Consider the following 17586-nt stretch of genomic DNA (forward strand, 5'->3'; position numbering starts at 1 on the left):
GTCCTACTCGGGGGCCGACTCCGACGCGTAGCCCGCGTCGGAGTCGGCCTCGTCCGTTGTGCTGTGGGGCTCCGCGGGCAGGTCCGGCGGTACGTAGGAGGGGAGCGGGGCCAGTCGCGGGTCGGGGCGGACCGCACCGAGCACGGGATTGGCCGCGAGGGGGGAGACCTTGACGCGGGCGCCCGGGCGCGGGGCCTGGACCACTTGGCCGTTGCCCAGGTAGATCGCCACATGGGTGGCCTTGGGGAAGTAGACGACCAGGTCGCCGGGCCGGAGCGCGGTCAGCGGGACGCGCGGCAGCAGGCGCCACTGTTCCTGGCTGGTGCGCGGGATGCTGCGGCCGGCCGCGGCCCAGGCCTGCTGGGTGAGGCCCGAACAGTCGAAGGAGCCGGGACCCTCGGCACCCCAGAGGTAGGGCTTGCCGATCTGACGGGCCGCGTAGGCGAGCGCCCGTGCTCCCTCCCGGGAGGGAGCACGGGAGGCACGGGAGCCGCCGGGGCCGGCGGCACCGAGGGCGCCGGATGCGAGAAGGTCCTGCTGGGCACGGTCGGCCGTACGGTCCTCCAGGCCGGCGAGTTCCGCCAGCTCGGTGGCCGACAGGGAGGCCAGGAGCGCCTCGACCTGTTTCAGCCGCGCCTGGACCGCGTCGCGTGCTTTCTTCTGCTTCGCGGCCAGGGTCTGCTGTACGTCGAGGGCGCCGCGCGCCTTGGTGGCCAGCGCGTCGGCCCGCCGCTCGCTGCTCTCCAGCCGGGCCACCGTGAGGGCGCGGGCCGCCCCTGCCCGGCGCAGGGTGTGGTGGTGTGTCAGCGCGTGCTCGGGGTCACTGGAGGTCAGCAGGCGCACGAAGGAGGAGTACGCGTAGTCGCCGCGGCCCTTGTACTGCTCGCGGGCCAGCTGCCCGGCGGCGCGCCGGTTGCCGGCGAGGGTTTCCCGGACCTTTCCCAGGTCGGCGGACAGGCGGCGGACCTCGGCGCGCTGGGTCTTCAGCTTCTCCTCGGTGCCGTTGAAGGTCTCGGTGGCCTCCTCGGCCTCCCGGTAGAGGCGCTGGAGGTCGGTGAGGAGCTTGCCGATGCGGGGGGTGCCGGTGCCGAGGCCGGTGTCGGTGTCCAGGTCGTCGGTACCGGGGTCGAGGTCGTCGGCACCGCTGCCGGAGTCGTCCGTGCCGGTGCCGAGGCCGGTTCCGGCACCGAGGTCGGCCCCGGTACCGGTCTCCAGAGCGGAGTCCGTGGGGTCCGGGTCGGGGGGTGCCGCCGTCGCGCTTCCCGTCGCGGCCAGCACCACCGCTGCCGCCGCCACGGCCACCGCGGTCGTGAATCTCCCTGACATACCGTCACCTCCGCTGCCGGGCCGGGCAGGAGGCCCGGCTCAGCCCGATGGTGCGGGCGCGGGGCGGACGCCACCCCTCGGGTGGGCGCAACGGCGCAGTTCAGTCATTCGTACCGGTCGAAGTGGGGCTGCCCCCGGCGTGGCGGGTGGACTTGGTCCACGGCCACTTCGGGCTCCACGGCTCACGGCCCTCGGGGACGTACACGTACTTCCAGCCGCGCTGGAGCCCGAGGCGCTTGGTGTGGCCGAGGGGCGCGCGCGTGTAGGCATGGACGGTCGCGGGGGCGCCCGCCGCGTCCGGCACCGGGACCTCGTACCACTTCGGGGGGTTGCCGGTCGGGCCGGTCAGCACGGACAGCACCTGACCGTCCAGCGGCCCGCCGACGAAGAGGGTCTTTTCGCTTCTCACGGTCCCAGTGTCACAGCACGGCCAGTGCTATCGCCGCGCCGGGAGCACGCACCGCGCGCCGGGAGAGGACGGGAACAGCCCGCCGGGCCGGCTCCTCGGCCGCCCCGGCGGGTGGTGCACGACCCTCAGCGTGCCAACAGGCCCGACTTGACCCACAGCCTGCGGCCGGGCCCGCGCAGGACGCCGATGTCGTCCAGGAAGTCCGTCAGCCGCTTCGCCCCGCTCTGCATCACCTCGGCCCGATGGCCGCTCGCCTTCACCTGGGCGATCGCCTCACGGCGGTCCAGGCCGACGTTCTCGTACGCCTTGGGGTTGATGAAGCAGGTGGAGAAGACCCGGGCGGCCTCCCCGCTGCTCAGCCGGGTGAACTCCCGCTCCCAGCGCGGCGCGGTGATCATCTGGCGGCGCAACTCCTCACGGGCGTACCGGACATGGCGCGCCTCCTCGACGACGTGGATGCGCGTCACGCCGCGCACCAGGGTCTGGACGCGCTCGTCGGGGAAGGTCAGCCGCTGCATCCAGTCGAGGATCTCCTCGCCGAGTAGCGTGGCCGCGAAGGAGCCGGGCGTGGTGGAGACGGTCTTCAGGACGCGGGCGAGGTTGTGGTAGACGCGCGGCACCGGGTAGTTCGGGGCGCCGCCCTTCTCGATCATCCTGGCGAACATCATCGAGTGCCGGCATTCGTCCGCTATCTCGGTGAGCGCGTACCGCACGTGGTTGCTGGTCACCGACTTGTCGTAGATGTGCCGCACCAGCAGCTGCATCAGGATGATCTCGAACCAGATGCCGAGCGACGCGATGGCCGCCGCCTCGTGCCGGGCCAGCTCCATCCGCTGGTCCTCCGGCATCTTCTTCCACAGCGGGGTGTCGTAGAGGGAGACCAGCTCCGGCGGCCAGTACCACTTGCCCTCGTCCTCCGGGGCGTCCCAGTCGAGTTCCTTGTCCGGGTCGAAGGAGTGCTTGGCGGAGGACTCCAGCAGCCGCTTCGCCACCTGCTCGCGGTCCTTGAGCATCCCGAGTGCGTCGCGGAGGGCGGTGAAGTCGGTCTCGCTCGGCTCGGTCGTCCTGGTCGGCGCGGTCGTCATCTTCGGTGCACCTCGTGTGTGGGGATACCGGGTTGCCCGGAAGCCTGGGCATGCGGCTGTCGCGGCCGTGCCCCATGGGGTTACCGGGGGTCACTTCTTATGAGACTCCTTGTCAGCAAGCGCGTCAATCCCCTGTGCGGCACTTGTTGACCACCCGTCCACCCACGTGTGAGCCTGCGAACTACCGCCGGACGGAACGGCTGTTGAAGAGGCAGAGGGGTCGCGGATGTCGACGCACGAGCTCTACACGAAAAGCCCGGAAGAACCGATCTGGCAGGTGCCCGCCACCGGGGCGGCCCGGTTCAGCTGGGAGTACGACGAAGGCCGCGAACGCCTCCTCGCGCTCTACCAGAAGGGCAAGGACAAACAGTGGGACGGCGCCACCCGGATCGACTGGTCCGCCGAGGTCGACCCGATGGACCCGCTCGGCACCCCCGACGAGGCACTCAACCTCTACGGCACCCGGCACTGGGCCAAAATGACCGAGAAGGACAAGGGTGAGCTGCGCCGGCACTACACGGCGTGGCAGTTCAGCCAGTTCCTGCACGGCGAACAGGGCGCCATGATCTGCGCCGCCCGCATCGTCGAATCGGTCCCGGACCTGGACGCCAAGTTCTACTCCGCCACCCAGACCATGGACGAGGCCCGCCACGCCGAGATCTACAGCCGCTTCCTGCACGAGAAGCTCGGCATGCTCTACCCCGTCAACGACAGCCTCCAGGGACTCCTCGGCGACACCCTGCGCGACTCCCGCTGGGACATGCCCTACCTCGGCATGCAGGTCCTCATCGAAGGCCTCGCCCTCGCGGCCTTCGGCATGATCCGCGACACCACCAACAAGCCGCTGCCGAAACAGATCCTCGCGTACATCATGCAGGACGAGGCCCGTCACGTGGCCTTCGGCCGCATGGCTCTGCGCGACTACTACAAACAGCTCACGGACGTGGAACGCAAGGAGCGCGAGGACTTCGTCATCGAGGGCTGCTACCTGATGCGGGACCGGCTGCGCGGGATCGAGGTCCTGGAGAACTTCGGCATCCCCAAGCAGGAGGCGGAGGAACTGAGCGAGCAGTCCGAGTTCCTGCACCTGTTCCGCCAGCTGCTGTTCAGCCGGATCGTGCCGTGCGTGAAGGACATCGGTCTCTGGGGCGAACGGCTGCAACAGGCGTACGTCGACATGGGCGTCTTCGAGATGGGGAACTCCAACCTGGACCTGCTGATGAGCCAGGACGAGGAGATCGCGGAGCAACTGGACCGCGAACGGTTCGCGGCGGAGGAGGCGGAGCGGGTCGCGGAGGTACGCGGCGCCATCGCGGACGGCGGAACGGTTTAGGGCCGCCCGGGTCCGGTGCGGGCAGCCGAACGGTTCAGGGCCGTCCAGCCCCCGCCAGGCCCTCCGTGCGGAACTCCGCCCAGACGGTACGCCCGCCGGGCGTCCGCTGCTCGCCCCACCGGTCGGCGAGCGCCTCGGTGATCAGCAGCCCCCGCCCGTGTTCCTGCTCGGGCCCGGGGGCCGCCCGTACGGAGACGAACGCGGCGGCGTCCGCCCTTCGTCGGTCACCCCGACCACCACCCGGCCGCCCCCCCCAGCGTCACCGCCAACTCCGCGCTGTCGCCGTGCTCCAGTGCGTTGGCGACAAGCGCACCCGTCACCGTCTCCAGCGAGTCGAGGACATCGACAGGCACGCCCCGGGCGCGGGCGGTCGTCCGTACGTGACGGCGGGCCGCCGGTGTCGAAGCGAGGTCCGTGCCGGGCAGGCCGAGCAGGGCCACCCGGCCGGGGGAGTGCGGGTGGGCGGTGCGGACGGCGGCGAGGAGAGGCCCTTCCGGCCGGTCCAGCCACCTGCGACGGCAATCGGCGATCCGGAGCGCGTCCCCGAGGGCGTCCGTCAACTGGCGTACGACATCTCGGGCCGGCTGAGGCACCCCGTACGTCCTGACTTGGGGGAGACGGGCCACCCGCCCGAGGCAGGGGCGGCCCGTCCCACGGTCACTCCGCGAGGAACCGCACCACCAGCCCCGCCACCGCCTCCGGCTCCTCCAGCAGCATCGCGTGCGTGGCGTCGAGGCCGCGTACGGTGACGGTCTCCGGCCGGTCCGCGAGCAGCTCGGCGAGGTCGCGTGTCAGCCCCACTCCGTGCTCCGCGAGGAACGCGTCGAACCACTCCATTCCGGGCGGGCCCGGCGGCTGCGCCCGCTCGGCGCGGACGAGGAGCAGTGGGCACCCAGCCGCACGGAACAGGGCGAAGAGGTCCAGCGCGTCCAGTGCGTCATACATCGCGAGGGCGGTGTCCCGCTCCGGCAGCGTCTGCCAACGCCCGTCGGGGAGTTGCCGCGCGGCGGCCCGGGCGGTGCGTTCGGCGCGCTCGGGCGTGACCCCGAACAGAGACGCGTAGGCGGCCTGTTGGGAGATGTGCTCGGCGGGTGCGACGGCCCCCGCCGACCCCCGTACGATCTCGCCGACCCGGGCCCTGTCCTCCTCGCTCCCCGCCCGGCCCCACCAGAAGCCGTCCAGATCGACGGCGGCCGGGGTGCCGGACCGGGTCGCGGCGAGGTGGGCGGCGACCATGCCGCCGAGGGAGTGGCCGACGGGTATCGCGTCCGGCGCCCCGTGCGCCTGGAGCGTCGCGTCGATCGCTTCGGCGGTGGCTTCGAACGACCAGCCGCCGGGGTCGGCAGGAGAGCCCCCGTGTCCGGGCAGGTCCGCCGCGAGGACCCGGTGGTGGGGGAGGAGGAACGGCAGGGTGTCGTCCCAGTCGGCGTGCGAGCGGCCGGCGCCGTGGAGGAGGAGTACCGGCTGGCCTTCGCCGCCGTGGTCGCGCACGTGGAGCGGGAGATGGGGATCCGTCATGCCCCCACGGTAGGGGCGGGAAGGGAGGTGAAGATCATCCCCGTGAAGGACGGAATCTGCCCGCCCCCCGACCCATAATGGATGTACACCTCCTCGACCCCCGGGGCAGCCGAACCGGCCGCTGCGGTCCACGCGAAGGCCGCCCGCGACAGGCTCGAAGCCCTTGCCCTCGGTGACGCCTTCGGGGAAAGGCGGCTGTCCCTTTTTCCGCTGCCACGACGGGCCGTGGGCGAAGGATGGCGTCAATGCTGGCGCGCCACTCACTCGTAGGAGGGGCGCTTCGGCAACCACGCTGGGTAGGCTTTCCGTGTCGGACAGACTCCGCCCCATGGGAGCAATCATGAGCGCCGCACGCGAGTACGGGCTGGACGAGGACTACGAGTGGGCCCGTCCGCCTGCCGGCGGGTGGACGGCTGACGATCTCGACCGGCTTCCCAACCTTCCTCCGCACACGGAGTTGATCGACGGGAGCCTCGTTTTCATGAGTCCGCAGACTGACTTCCACATGGCCACCTTGCGCCTGCTGGAGAACGCCTTGCTGGATCTTGCGCCGGAGCACCTCTACGTCGTGCGTGAAATGACCACGAAGCTCTCGGAGCGGGACCGCCCCGAGCCCGACCTCATGCTGGTCCCGCACGAGGCGCGCACGGGGCCGTCGCAGACCTGGTACGACCCCGCACATATGGTGCTGGCCGTCGAGATCGTGTCCACGGAGTCCGCCGTACGGGACCGCGAGGTGAAACCCCGCAAGTACGCCGCCGCTGGCATTCCCCATTTCTGGCGCGTCGAGGAGAACCACGGCCTGCCCGTCGTCTACGTCTACGAACTCGACCCGGCGACGCGCGCCTACGGCGCCGCCGGGATCTTCCACGACCGCCTGAAGCTGTCCGTCCCGTTCCCTGTCGACATCGATCTGACCGCCGCCAACCGGCGCCGTTGAGTATCTGGTGGCACGGACGGGGGGTGTCGTCCGCAGCCCCCCCGCCCCCCTCGCTATCCCGCCGGGAAGACCGTCATCAGCGTGAACGCCCGCTCTGTGGGGCCGTGTTCACGCAGCTGCACCAGTCGCCCCTCCGCCTCCTGCACGGTCGGGCGGTGTCCCGACGGGACCCACCACAGGGCCGTCATCGCCTCCGTCACCCGCTCGAACCACTCGTTGCGGCGCTTCAGCAGCTCGCGGTGGCGGCCGGCGTACATGAACGCCTTCAGTGCGTCGACGTCGCGCCACACGGTCAGATTGATGATGAGCCAGTCGTCGCCGAAGACCCGCAGTTCGGTGGCGTCACCGCCGTCCGTCTGGAGCCGCCAGACGAAGCCGTCCGCCGCGTCGGCGGTCGCGTTCACGGGCTCCAGTGCGTCCACGAAGTCCTTCAACTCCGGTGAGTCCAGAGGAAATCTGAGTCGGGATATGTTTACTTGCGCGAGTTCGAACGAGGTATCGGCCATGGCGGCACGCTAGCCGCCACCCGCGCCAGCAGTGCTTCCGATCCGAACTCCGAGACGAGCTGCAGCCCCACCGGGCACCCGTCCGCGGTGAATCCCGCCGGAATACTCACCGCCGGATGGCCGCTGACGTTGAACGCCCAGGTCAGCGCGGTCGAAAAGCGGCCGCCGGGTCCGTCGTGGCCGTGCGGGGGGAAGGGGGCCGTCGGCGTGGCCAGCAGCGAGGTGCGGGAGAAGAGGTGGTCGAGGCGGGCCGTGTTCTCCGCCGCCACCGCTCCCGGCCGGGCTCCGCCCCGGATCGCGAACCACTCGTCCTGCGGGTCCAGCAGGGCGAATCCCTGCGGGGGTTCCTCCAGCGTCAGGATGCGTTCCGCCGCGGCCCGTGCCACCGCGACCACCTCCGGGTCGAGCGCGGGCCCCGCCGCGAAACCGAGGTCGGCCGACCACACCGCGCGTGCAGGCCCGGCCGCCACCGGTCTGTACCCGTCCACCACGCACCCCAGATACCTCTCCAGCTCCGCCGCCGACCGGCCCAGCACCCCCGCCGTCGCCAGGCCCGTACGGTCCGGCGACGGGAGCAGGCCCCGCGTCGTGCGCAGCCCGAACACCCCGCACCAGGCCGCCGGGATCCGTACCGACCCCGCCCCGTCGCTCCCCGTGGCCAGCGGCACCATCCCCGCGGCGACCGCCACCGCCGAACCCGCCGATGACCCGCCCGGCGTGCGGTCGGGGCGGTACGGGTTACGGGTGCGGCCCCCGGCCCCCATGCCCCAGGTCTGCCAGTACGTTCCGGGGCCCGGCACCGACGTGGAGCCCACCGGCACCGCCCCCGCCGCGATCAGCCGCCGCGCGGCGAAGGAACGTACCCCAGAGGTCCCCTTGACCGCGAACGGCACCCCCGCGAGCGGCAGTTGAGGAGCGGGTGTGCACTCCCGCGCCGACCGCTCCCACACCTCCACGAAGGCACACAGCTCCGGATCCGCCGCCGCGATCCGGGCCAGCGAATCCTCCACCGACACCCGTTCCCCGCTCATTCCTCTCCTCCCCGCCGGCCACTCAGGGCCCCAGCACAGCCTGCATCACGGACCTGGCGACCGGCGCGGCGAGCCCGCCGCCGGTGATGTCCCCGCGGCGTGCCTGCGAGTCCTCCACCACCACCGCGACGGCCACCCCCGCCTGCCCGGCGTCAGGACGCTGCGCCCAGGAGATGAACCAGGCGTACGGGATGCCGGAGTTGCCCACCCCGTGCTGCGCCGTGCCCGTCTTGCCCCCGACCGTCATGCCCGGGATCGCCGCGTTGCCGCCCGAGCCCTTCTCGACGACCTCGACCATCATCCGCTGGAGCTGCATCGCCGTCGCCGGATTCATCGCCTGCTGGTAGGAACGGGTGGCCGTCTGCGATACGAAGCCGCCCGACCTCGTCGACGTACTCTCCACCAGGCGCGGCCTGTTGAGGTCGCCGCCGTTCGCCACCGCCGCCGCGACCATCGCCATCTGCAACGGCGTCGCCCTTGTGTTGAACTGGCCGATCGAGGACAGTGCCAGCTGGTCGGGGCTCATGTCCGTGTCGAAATTGCTCGCCGACACCGGCGACGGAATTCTGATCTTCTTGTCGTTGAAGCCGAACCGTTCCGCCGCTCCGGCCATCGCGTCCAGCCCCACCGTCACGCCCAGCTTGGCCATCACGGTGTTGCAGGACACCCGGATCGCATCCGCCAGCGAGGCGTTCTCACAGCCCCTGGCCTCGTTCGGCAGCGAGGTGCGGGTGCCGGGCAGCAGGTAGGGGTCCGGGGTCTTCGTCGGCGCGTCCACATCCGTCACGACCCCCTCGTCCAGCGCGGCGGCGGCCGTCACGATCTTGAAAGTGGAACCCGGCGGGTACGTCTGCCGGATCGCCCGGTTGAGCATCGGCTGACTGCGCGAGGCGTTCAGCCGCGCCCAGGCGTCCGTGACCGGCTTGCCCGTACCCGACAGCTGCCCCGGATCGTACGAGGGGCTGCTCACCAGCGCGAGGACGCGGCCCGTGGAGGGCTCGATGGCCGCGACCGCACCGCGCCGCCCGCCCAGACCCTCGTACGCCGCCCGCTGAGCGGCCGCGTTCAGGGTGGTCGCGACCTGGCCTCCCGGCTGCTGGGAGCGGGTGATCTCGTTCCACAGGGGGAGCGGGGCGAGCATCGGATCGGTGCCGGAGAGCACCTCGTCCTCGGCCGCCTCGATGAAGGCGGTGCCGTACGTCTGCGAGGCGTAACCGGTGACCGGAGCGTACAACGGCCCCTGGGTGTATGTCCGTTCGTAACGGAGCTGCTCGCCGGTGTCCTTGGACCCGGTGACCGGTTTCCCCCCGACCAGGATGTCCCCGCGCGGCTGGTCGTAACGGACGATGTTCTTGCGGCGGTTGGCCGGGTTGTCGTCCAGCGACTCGGCCTGGATGACCTGCACGCGGACCGCGTTGAGCAGCAGGGCGACCAGCAGGAGCAGGCAGCAGGCGGCGGCCCGGCGGATGTAGGGGATCACGGCACCCTCACCGCCGCGATCTGGCCCGTCTCCACCGTCGTCGGCCGGGGTCTTCGCGCCGAATCGCTCACCCGGATCAGCAGCGCCACGATGATCCAGTTCGTCACCACCGAGGACCCGCCCTGCGCTAGGAAGGGCATCGCCATGCCCGTCAGCGGGATCAGCCCCATCACCCCGCCCGCGATCACGAACACCTGGAGCGCCACAATCGATGCCAGCCCGATCGCGAGCAGCCGCCCGAACGGGTCCCGCAGCGAGAGGCCCGCCCGGTATCCCCGCGCGACCAGCAGCGCGTACAGCAGGAAGATCGCGGTCAGCCCGGAGAGCCCGAGCTCCTCGCCCGCCGTGGCGAGGATGAAGTCCGACTTGGCGGCGAAGCCGATGAGGATGGAGTGGCCCAGGCCAAGACCGGTACCGAGGATGCCGCCTGCGGCGAACGCGAAGAGCGACTGGGCGAGTTGGCCCGGTCCTTCGCCCGCCTCGATGGAGGCGAAGGGGTGCAGCCAGTCCGTCACCCGGCCGTGCACGTGCGGCTCCAGCGAGCCGACCGCGTACGCGCCGACGGCCGCGAGCAGCAGCCCCACCGCGATCCACCCGGTCCGCCCTGTCGCGACGTACAGCATGATCACGAAGAGTCCGAAGAAGAGGAGCGAGGTGCCCAGGTCCCGCTCCAGGATCAGCACGCCCACGCTCAGCAGCCAGATCGCGACGATGGGGCCGAGCACCCGGCCGGTGGGCAGCTGGAGGCGCTTGAAGAGGAAGGTACGGCCGGTGTAGGCGAGCGCGTTGCGGTTGGCGGCGAGATACGCGGCGAAGAACACCGCGAGCAGGATCTTCGCGAACTCGCCCGGCTGGAAGGAGAGTCCGCCGAACCGGATCCAGATCTTCGCACCGTTGACGGCCGGGAAGAAGATCGGGACCACCATCAGGACGAGGGCCGCGGCGCAGGACAGGTAGGCGTACCGCTGGAGGATCCGGTGGTCGCGCAGCAGGACGACGGCCGCGATGAACAGCCCGACCCCGAGCGTCGACCAGGTCAGCTGGGTGAACGCGGCCCGGTCGTGCGGGGTTTCGAGGTCGAGCCGGTAGATCAGGACGAGGCCGATGCCGTTCAGGAGTACGGCGATGGGGAGCAGCAGGGGGTCGGCGTACGGGGCGCGGAAACGGACCGCGCAGTGCGCCAGGATCGCGAGAACGCCCAGGCCCGCGCCGTACCGCAGGGCGTCGGGCGGGGCGGTGCCGGTCTTGCCGACGCCGGTGGCGATGTACCCGAGCACGGCGATGAGGACGGCGCCGACGAGGAGCGAGAGCTCTACGCCGCGTCGCTTGGGGAGGCGGAGTTCGGGTGGGGGCGCGTCCGTCATGCCCGGAAAACTAGCAAGCCTTTGGGGTTAATGTCCGTAAATGTCACCGAGGGGGCGGGGCGTCATCGCGGACGCCGCCGCCCCCTCGCGCAGTGTGTGGTGCGGGGCCGGGGGTGCGGGCGAGTGGTCCGACCCGTGGCCCGGTCCGGTGGTCCGGTGTGCTGTACGGGGTGCGGGTCAGCACCAGCGCGGGTTGTGGCCGCGCTTGGGCACGATGTACTGCGCGGAGCCCCAGGCCCAGGTGCCGTCGGTGAGCAGGTACCAGTGGTTGTTGTTCCCGACGTGGTCGCCGGTGGTCTTGCAGAAGATGTGCACCGTGGCGCCGTAGGGCTCGGTGCGGATGATGCGGCTGCTGCGGGTGGGCTTGTCGCGCAGCCTGAGGCCGGACTTGGCGGTGACGCGGCCCTGGGTGTAGCGGGGGTGGGCAGCGGTCGCGGTGTCGACGGAGTCCGCCTCGGACGCGCTCGCCGTGCCGGTTGCGAATCCGGCTCCGGAGCCGGGCCCGGAATCCGGGTCGGATTCGGCGAAGGCGGGGGTGGTGGCGAGGGTGGCGGTCAGAGCCCCTGCGGCTATGTACAGGGCGGTCTTCTTGAGCGTGAGCATGCTGCCTCCTAGGGAGGAGGGGTGGCGCCCCGGTGCGGAACGCAGCCCTCAACTCGCGTGATCCACCCTAGGATCGCTACTTATTGATCGCAATGTGTCACTTTGTGTGGCTATGTCGGGATCGGTGGGCGCGATCCTCCCCGCTTTCGTGCCCGGGCAGGACAAGGGTTGCCACCGCGCCTGCCGCCGGGTCGTTCCGGAACGTCAACCGCGCCCCGATCGCCTCGGCCTGACCGACCGCGATGGTCAGGCCGAGTCCGTGGCCCCCCTTGCTGCCACCGGCCTCGGTACGGAAACGCTGCGGGCCGTGCTCCACCAGGTACGCCGGATAGCCGTCGCCGTGGTCACGCACGGTGATCACGGGGCCGTCCACCGTCACCACCACCGGGGCCCGGCCGTGCTTGTGCGCATTGGCGACGAGATTGCCGAGCACGCGTTCCAGGCGCCGCTTGTCGGTCTCGATGCCGACGCTCCGGACGACCTGGACCTCGGTGGCAGTGGGAGCGGGGGTGGGCGCGGAGGTGGGGGCTGGGGTGCCGGGGCCCGTGCGCGTGCCCGGGCCCGTCGCCGTGCCGGAGCCGCGGCTTCCGGTCGGGCCCGACGTTGCCCCGGTACTACTGGCGCGGCCCGCGTCCACTCCGCGTACCGCCCGCTCGGCCAGCGGTCCGAGCTGGTGCACATCCAGCTCCACCTGTTCGTAGCCCGAGTCGAGCCGGGAGATCTCCAGCAGGTCCTCGGTCAGCCGCCGCAGCGCGGCCACCCTGTCCTGCACCATCTCCGAAGGCCGTCCCGGCGGCAGCAACTCGGCGGCGGCGGTCAGCCCGGTCAGCGGAGTGCGCAGTTCATGGGCGACGTCGGCGGTGAACCGCTGCTCGCTGAGCAGCTTGCCCTGGAGGGTCCCGGCCATGGTGTCCAGGGCGCCGGAGACGGTGGCCACCTCGTCCTGGTGGCGTCCGGGGTCCTGATTGCGGGGGTCGTTCACCCGGGCATCGAGATCGCCCGCACCGATCCGGCGGGCGACCCGGGCGGTCTGGTGCAGCCGGCGGGTGACCCGGGTGACGGCGAACGCGCCGACCAGCAGGGTCGCGCCGATGGCCAGCACCGACGAACCGATGATCGCCCGGTCCAGCCCGACGATCGTCTCCACGCTCTGCCGGTAGTCGAGCGCGACGGTGAGCGCCCGCCCGTCGGCGGGGCGAGCGGCCCACATCCGGGGACGTCCCTCCAGGTCGTTCTCGACCAGGGTGCCGCGCTTGCCCTTGAGGGCGAGGTCACGCAGCGAGGCGGGCAGGCCGGGCAGGTCCAGCCCGGCATCGGGCGGCAGCGCCTCACCGGCCTCGTACGCCACAGTGGCCCGGTCCAGCTTGTCGAGTGCCTTCTCGCGGGCCTGCTCGACGGTCTGATGGGTGACGGAGACGTGCACCAGGGCGCCGAGGAAGAAGGCGAGCGCGCAGCACATCACCGTGAGGAAGGCCAGCGCCTTCCAGGTCAGCGAGGCGGTCCAAGCGGGAAACCGCAACCGTGCCCGCACCCGCTTCACGTCCCCCATCCCTTCCCGCGGAAGAGGCCTGGGGGGCGGGCTTCGGGAACCCCCTGACCGGGGAGCCCCCATGCGCCGGGGCGCCGGCCGAGGCCGAGCCCCTTTCGGAAGCTGAGCCCCTTCCCGAGGCCGAGCCCCTCCGCGGAGCCCGAGCTGAGCCCCTTCCTGAGCCCGAGCCCCGTCCCGGAGCCCGAGCTGAGCCCCTTCCCGAGGCCGAGCCCCTCTGCGGAGCCCGAGCTGAGCCCCTTCCCGGAGCCGTTCCCTCGCCCGGAGCCGAGCCCGTTCCCGTATTCGAACCCTCGCCCGGAGCCCAGCCCCTTTCCGGAACCGAGCCCCTTCCCCGAGCCGAACCTCCTCCCGGCGCCCTGGCCGAGCCCCTTCCCGGAGCCCGGCCCGGAGCCGTCCCGGCTCCAGCCCCGGCCACTGCCCCCGCCGCCCTGTCCCGGTTCGGTGTGCCGCCCCGCGCCGGAGCGGGGTGCGGCGTCGCGGTCGGTGTCGGGTCGGCCGCCCCTGCCCCGGCCGGTCTGCGGGCCGGTGTCGGGCTTGGCACCGCGGCCGTTGCGGCGCGCCTTGTTCTGGCCGGGACGCGGGCCGTGCCCCGGCACTGCGGTGGGCCCCTGGCCCAGGCCCGTGCCGGGACCCGTGCCCGGTCCCGTACCGGAGCCGGTTCCGGGGCCCGTACCCGAGCCCGTGCCGGGTCCCGTACCGTCCCCGTGTTCGTGCCACGGGCCCGGGCCCACTCCCGGGCGAGGGGTTCCCCGCCCCGGGCCCGTGTGCACGATCTGGTCCTGGGTGGCGAGCATCGCGTGCTGGCGGGCGTCCCAGGTCCAGGCCGTCCGGTACTCGTAGTCGGAGATCCCCGAAGGCACCGTCAGCACCAGGTCCTTGCCCGCGAACGCCACGCTGATCACCGCTTCCGACGTGCCCATGATCCGGGTCAGCCCGCCCTTCTCGGCGAGATAGGCGCGGATCGCCAGCTGGCCCTCCGGCATCGTGATGCCGATGATCAGCTCGTCCCTGCCGTCCCCGGTCAGATCGCGGTAGTACGGCGGGAGCACCGGGCACTGGGCGGGCTTCGCCGTGCAGCTGCCCAGCCGGGCCACGGTCTGCGCATACAGCCCGTCCGGCCCGCTGAAGGTGTCGGGGTGCGCGGCCGCCTCCGCCTTGACCACCGCGACCGGATCGGCCTTGCGCACATCGCCGTCCGGCAGCTTGATCCCCTTGGCCGTCTCGGTCTCGGCCACCCCCAGGTCCGTACCCGGCACCTTGGCGGGCGGCAGGCTGGGCCACAGCCGCACCGGGCCGGCCGCCGTGGGAGCCGCCCCCGCGCCCTTGAGCTGGCCCGCCGAGCCGCAGCCGGCCACGGTCCAGGAGAGCAGGGCGACCAGCGCGACGGCTCCGGCGACCCGGGCCCGCAGACCTGCCCCGCGCGGGCTCCCGTCGGCCGCCGCCCCCGGGGCATGGCTGAGCCGGGCGCCCGGCTCCGGTCTTCGGACCGTTCCCCGGCGCCCCCCACCTCTCACGGGTCGGCGGCGGTACACGTACTCCCCTCCCTGCCTGCCCCTGCTGCACGCGTACACGAGTACTGCACGAGGCCGGCGAAGAAGATGATGTTGTCGGAGCGATGGCCGCCACGGATCGGGTCCCCACAGGCGCGAGGGAGCAGCTCCGGGCGGCCGGTCATTCTATAGACCTTATTGGGGCGGTATTCCTTTTTGTCCACTTGGTGAGTCTTGAGGGGCCCGGATCCCGGATGGTTTCGCGGGGCGCCACCAGGATCGCCGCCCCCTTCCCGTCCGGCTCGACCGGCCCCCGGTGCCGGCCGGGTTCCGTCTCCTCGGCGACCGGATGGGTCCGCCCCCGAGTGCGACGAGGGGGGATGCGGAGCGCGACGAGGGATGCGGCGGCGAGCGCGGACACGCGGACGCCGGCACGCATCCGGCCGCGGGACCGCTGTGCGACCCCGCGACTGACCGCCGTACTCATACGACGAATGCCCAATGTCCGCTGTCGCGGAGTATCACCGCTCACGCGGAAGCCCCGCACACCCCGTTACTGGTACGGATTCTGCTGCTGAGGCATCCCCGCGTCCCCCTGCCCGTACGCCGGGTTTCCGCCCTGGCCGCCCTGGCCGCCCTGAGCCTGGAGCCGTTCCGCCTCCGCCTGCTCGACCCGCCGCTCCGCCCCGCAGAACGTGCACTGCGTGACGTACTTCGTCGAGACAGGGAAGAGCGGAATGAAGAACAGCGTGAACTTCGTGACGCGTTTGCGCAGCGAATGGGCCGCCGGATTGCCGCACTGCCCGCAGAGGAGCATCAGCATCGCCAGCTGGTACACGTAGCCCTTGGTGCCAAAAATGATCATTGGGAGCCCCCGATTGCCAGACCGTACCGGTGCAACGTGCGACGCCCCTTCCCTGGTTCCCGTCCAGGCCTCCGGCCGCCGCAGTGCACCGGGACGGGAGCGGCGAGCAGGAGGCGGCCGCCGGGTGAGAAACAGCCAACTCCCTTCCATATCACCTCACTTGTTGCCCCCGGGCCTTGCACCTGTTCCCATGGCAGGCAGGGGGTGATGCCTGATGAAACCACTACGCGTCACACCGAGCCACGGCCCCGAGGGCCCCCGCCTCTACGTCAGCCTCGCCTCCGGCCGCACCCTTGCCTGGTACGACCGCGACACCGGCCGGGTGAGCCTCCTCGCCGAGGCCCGCCGCGACCAGGTCCTGGCCGCCCTCGCTCCCTACGCGACCCGCCCGCTCACCGTCGGGCCCCCGCCCGTGCCCACCCCCGCCGACCTGGTCAGGCTCTCCCTCCACCCGGACGACGACCTGGCCCCCAACCGCCCCGGCGAGGCCCTGCACGCCGCCCTGGAAGAGGTCCCGCCGTCCCGCCGCCTCCTGTCCGACGCCCGCCGCTCCCTGTCGCTTCCCCGCCGCTTCCGTGCCGATCTCCGCGGCTTTCGCCCCGACCCCCGCCGCGAGACCCTCGATGCCCTCCGGCGGATCGGCGACGAACTCGACACCCTGGGACCCACCGGCTGGCGCGTCCTGCATTGCGTACCGCTCCCGGGGCGGATGTATCTCGACCACCTCCTGATCGGCCCCGCGGGCGTCCTCGCCGTGCACACCCTCCCGGCCCGCCGCCGCTTCCACCCGGCCGCCCCCGCCGCGGCGGCCCCCCTGCGCCGTGCCGCCCTCGATGCCGAACGCGCCTCACTCGCCCTCGCCACGGCCGTCCGTCCGGCCCTCGCCGTGGCGGGCACCCCGCACATCGAAGGCGGGCCGGCGCCCGACGACGTACTCCTGCTGCGAGAAGGCGGAACGGGGGAGGCCCTGGTTCACCTGGGTGGCGTACTCAAACCGGCCGACATCGAGTCCCTCTACGCGTCCGCCCGCAACCGCCGCACCTGGCTGCACGCCTAACGGCACCAGCACCAGCACCAGCACCAGCAACGGCAACGGCACCTCCAGCCACATCCCGGACCCCTCACCCCCGGCCCCTCGGCAGGGCCCCCGCCCGGTTCGGATTGAGCAGGGGCCCGAGCAGATCCCCGTACCGCTCCAGCCGTACCGCGATGTCCTCCACCCGGAAGACCAGCGAGCCACCCCCCGCGCCGGAGCCCCCCGGGCCGGAGCCACCCCCCGCGCCGGAGCCGCTCCGCCGCACGGCGTCCGCCACCTCCTCCCAGGTCACCGGCGTGGAAACGGTCGGCTCGCGCCTGGCCCTGAGGGTGTAGGGGGCGGCGGTCGTCTTGGCGGCCGAGTTCTGGCTGAAGTCCACGAAGACCTTCCCGCCGCGCAGCGCCCGCTTCATCCGATGCACCACCAGCCCCGGAAGCTCCGCCTCCGCCTCCACCGCGAGGGCCTTGGCGTACGCGCTCACCTCCTCGGACGGCGTCGGCTCCAGCGGCACCAGCACATGCAGCCCCTTGGACCCGGAGGTCTTCACCCAGGCGCCGAGGCCGTCGGCCGCCAGCCGTTCCCGCAGCCACAAGGCCACCGCGCAGCATTCCACCACCGTCGCCGGCTCCCCGGGATCCAGATCGAGAACGAGCCGGTCCGCCACCCCCGGACTCTCCGCACGCCACTGCGGAACGTGGAACTCCACCACCAGGTTCGCCGCCCACATCAGCGTGGACAGATCGGCCACCAGCACCTGCCGCGCCACGACCCCCTCCGAGCGCCGCACCTCCATCGTTTTCACCCAGGCGGGCTTGCCGGGCGGCGGATTCTTCGCGAAGAACCTCTCGCCCTCCACCCCGTCCGGGAACCGCAGGAAGGACATCGGCCGGTCGTGCACATGGGCGAGCAGCGCCCCCGCCGTCGTCGCGACGTAGTGGAGCACCTCCCCCTTCGTGGTCCCGGTGGCCGGGTAGAGCACCTTGTCCAGATTGCTGAGGGCCAGCTTCCGACCCTCCACCTCCGTCATGGGCGACATAGCATAAGAATCCCA

The 17586-nt window shown here is 71.9% G+C and carries 17 protein-coding genes; 3 read left to right on the forward strand and 14 right to left on the reverse strand.

All coding sequences use genetic code 11. From position 1 onward, the window contains the following. Positions 1–3: 3 nt before the first annotated feature. The 3 genes from ACFWVV_RS29265 to ACFWVV_RS29275 all read right to left on the reverse strand — a co-directional run bounded on the left by ACFWVV_RS29265 (position 4) and on the right by ACFWVV_RS29275 (position 2820). The gene (locus ACFWVV_RS29265; RefSeq protein ID WP_384355323.1) at positions 4–1326 is read right to left on the reverse strand and encodes an NlpC/P60 family protein; all 1323 of its coding nucleotides are present in this window, start codon (positions 1324–1326) and stop codon (positions 4–6) included. 100 nt (positions 1327–1426) lie between these two features. Beyond that, positions 1427–1735: a hypothetical protein gene (locus tag ACFWVV_RS29270; RefSeq protein ID WP_384355322.1), complete on the reverse strand. Its 309-nt coding sequence runs from the start codon at positions 1733–1735 to the stop codon at positions 1427–1429. Positions 1736–1860: 125 nt separating this feature from the next. Next, a complete protein-coding gene (locus ACFWVV_RS29275; protein ID WP_384355321.1) occupies positions 1861–2820 on the reverse strand; it encodes a diiron oxygenase in 960 nt (319 codons plus the stop codon). A gap of 226 nt (positions 2821–3046) precedes the next feature. On the opposite strand from ACFWVV_RS29275, the gene ACFWVV_RS29280 reads away from it, so the two are divergent. Then, entirely contained in the window at positions 3047–4153 is a 1107-nt protein-coding gene (locus tag ACFWVV_RS29280) for a ferritin-like domain-containing protein (RefSeq protein WP_384355319.1), read from the forward strand. A 224-nt stretch (positions 4154–4377) separates the two neighbouring features. On the opposite strand, the gene ACFWVV_RS29285 is transcribed toward ACFWVV_RS29280, so the two are convergent. Beyond that, positions 4378–4746 carry a hypothetical protein gene (locus tag ACFWVV_RS29285; protein WP_384422841.1) on the reverse strand — a complete coding sequence of 123 codons (369 nt, stop codon included), beginning with the start codon at positions 4744–4746 and terminating at the stop codon, positions 4378–4380. 64 nt (positions 4747–4810) lie between these two features. After that, complete coding sequence (locus tag ACFWVV_RS29290) at positions 4811–5671, reverse strand: alpha/beta fold hydrolase (protein WP_384355315.1); 861 nt, start codon at positions 5669–5671, stop codon at positions 4811–4813. Positions 5672–5999: 328 nt separating this feature from the next. Here ACFWVV_RS29290 and ACFWVV_RS29295 point away from each other — a divergent pair, with 328 nt between their 5' ends. Further along, on the forward strand, positions 6000–6611 hold the full coding sequence (locus ACFWVV_RS29295) for a Uma2 family endonuclease (RefSeq protein WP_384355313.1): 612 nt from the start codon (positions 6000–6002) through the stop codon (positions 6609–6611). Positions 6612–6664: 53 nt separating this feature from the next. Here ACFWVV_RS29295 and ACFWVV_RS29300 read toward each other — a convergent pair whose 3' ends face one another. From ACFWVV_RS29300 to ACFWVV_RS29335, 8 genes are all read right to left on the reverse strand, one after another. Continuing rightward, positions 6665–7117, reverse strand: coding sequence for a DUF3291 domain-containing protein (locus ACFWVV_RS29300; protein ID WP_384355311.1), 453 nt, complete (start codon positions 7115–7117; stop codon positions 6665–6667). After that, a complete protein-coding gene (locus tag ACFWVV_RS29305; RefSeq protein ID WP_384355309.1) occupies positions 7084–8148 on the reverse strand; it encodes an amidase family protein in 1065 nt (354 codons plus the stop codon). Before ACFWVV_RS29305 ends, ACFWVV_RS29300 begins: the two co-directional genes overlap by 34 nt. Positions 8149–8170: 22 nt before the next feature. Beyond that, positions 8171–9628, reverse strand: coding sequence for a penicillin-binding transpeptidase domain-containing protein (locus ACFWVV_RS29310; RefSeq protein ID WP_384355307.1), 1458 nt, complete (start codon positions 9626–9628; stop codon positions 8171–8173). Next, positions 9625–10992 (reverse strand): FtsW/RodA/SpoVE family cell cycle protein, encoded by a 1368-nt coding sequence (locus ACFWVV_RS29315; protein ID WP_384355305.1) that lies wholly within the window; start codon positions 10990–10992, stop codon positions 9625–9627. Before ACFWVV_RS29315 ends, ACFWVV_RS29310 begins: the two co-directional genes overlap by 4 nt. A gap of 177 nt (positions 10993–11169) precedes the next feature. Beyond that, positions 11170–11595, reverse strand: a complete 426-nt coding sequence (locus ACFWVV_RS29320) for an SH3 domain-containing protein (protein WP_384355303.1) — start codon at positions 11593–11595, stop codon at positions 11170–11172. A 97-nt stretch (positions 11596–11692) separates the two neighbouring features. Continuing rightward, complete coding sequence (locus tag ACFWVV_RS29325) at positions 11693–13144, reverse strand: ATP-binding protein (RefSeq protein WP_384355301.1); 1452 nt, start codon at positions 13142–13144, stop codon at positions 11693–11695. Beyond that, positions 13132–14658, reverse strand: coding sequence for a hypothetical protein (locus ACFWVV_RS29330; protein ID WP_384355299.1), 1527 nt, complete (start codon positions 14656–14658; stop codon positions 13132–13134). Before ACFWVV_RS29330 ends, ACFWVV_RS29325 begins: the two co-directional genes overlap by 13 nt. A 529-nt stretch (positions 14659–15187) precedes the next feature. Further along, a complete protein-coding gene (locus ACFWVV_RS29335) occupies positions 15188–15499 on the reverse strand; it encodes a zinc-ribbon domain-containing protein (protein WP_384355297.1) in 312 nt (103 codons plus the stop codon). Between the two features lie 214 nt (positions 15500–15713). Here ACFWVV_RS29335 and ACFWVV_RS29340 point away from each other — a divergent pair, with 214 nt between their 5' ends. Next, positions 15714–16556, forward strand: a complete 843-nt coding sequence (locus tag ACFWVV_RS29340) for a nuclease-related domain-containing protein (RefSeq protein WP_384355295.1) — start codon at positions 15714–15716, stop codon at positions 16554–16556. Between the two features lie 64 nt (positions 16557–16620). Here the strand turns inward: ACFWVV_RS29340 and ligD are convergent, their stop codons facing one another. Further along, positions 16621–17571: a non-homologous end-joining DNA ligase gene (gene ligD / locus ACFWVV_RS29345; RefSeq protein WP_384355293.1), complete on the reverse strand. Its 951-nt coding sequence runs from the start codon at positions 17569–17571 to the stop codon at positions 16621–16623. Positions 17572–17586: the final 15 nt, after the last annotated feature.

Source organism: Streptomyces sp. NPDC058663 (assembly GCF_042716745.1).
In the GTDB taxonomy this organism is placed as follows: Bacteria; Actinomycetota; Actinomycetes; order Streptomycetales; family Streptomycetaceae; genus Streptomyces.

Excerpts from the sequence above, each read along its gene's own strand:
- ACFWVV_RS29315 (WP_384355305.1), bottom strand. The coding sequence starts at position 10,992 with ATGACGGACGCGCCCCCACCCGAACTCCGCCTCCCCAAGCGACGCGGC.
- ACFWVV_RS29265 (WP_384355323.1), bottom strand. The coding sequence starts at position 1,326 with ATGTCAGGGAGATTCACGACCGCGGTGGCCGTGGCGGCGGCAGCGGTG.
- ACFWVV_RS29335 (WP_384355297.1), bottom strand. The coding sequence starts at position 15,499 with ATGATCATTTTTGGCACCAAGGGCTACGTGTACCAGCTGGCGATGCTG.
- ACFWVV_RS29325 (WP_384355301.1), bottom strand. The coding sequence starts at position 13,144 with ATGGGGGACGTGAAGCGGGTGCGGGCACGGTTGCGGTTTCCCGCTTGG.
- ACFWVV_RS29295 (WP_384355313.1), top strand. The coding sequence starts at position 6,000 with ATGGGAGCAATCATGAGCGCCGCACGCGAGTACGGGCTGGACGAGGAC.
- ACFWVV_RS29300 (WP_384355311.1), bottom strand. The coding sequence starts at position 7,117 with ATGGCCGATACCTCGTTCGAACTCGCGCAAGTAAACATATCCCGACTC.
- ACFWVV_RS29280 (WP_384355319.1), top strand. The coding sequence starts at position 3,047 with ATGTCGACGCACGAGCTCTACACGAAAAGCCCGGAAGAACCGATCTGG.
- ACFWVV_RS29275 (WP_384355321.1), bottom strand. The coding sequence starts at position 2,820 with ATGACGACCGCGCCGACCAGGACGACCGAGCCGAGCGAGACCGACTTC.
- ACFWVV_RS29305 (WP_384355309.1), bottom strand. The coding sequence starts at position 8,148 with ATGAGCGGGGAACGGGTGTCGGTGGAGGATTCGCTGGCCCGGATCGCG.
- ACFWVV_RS29320 (WP_384355303.1), bottom strand. The coding sequence starts at position 11,595 with ATGCTCACGCTCAAGAAGACCGCCCTGTACATAGCCGCAGGGGCTCTG.
- ligD (WP_384355293.1), bottom strand. The coding sequence starts at position 17,571 with ATGTCGCCCATGACGGAGGTGGAGGGTCGGAAGCTGGCCCTCAGCAAT.
- ACFWVV_RS29290 (WP_384355315.1), bottom strand. The coding sequence starts at position 5,671 with ATGACGGATCCCCATCTCCCGCTCCACGTGCGCGACCACGGCGGCGAA.
- ACFWVV_RS29340 (WP_384355295.1), top strand. The coding sequence starts at position 15,714 with ATGAAACCACTACGCGTCACACCGAGCCACGGCCCCGAGGGCCCCCGC.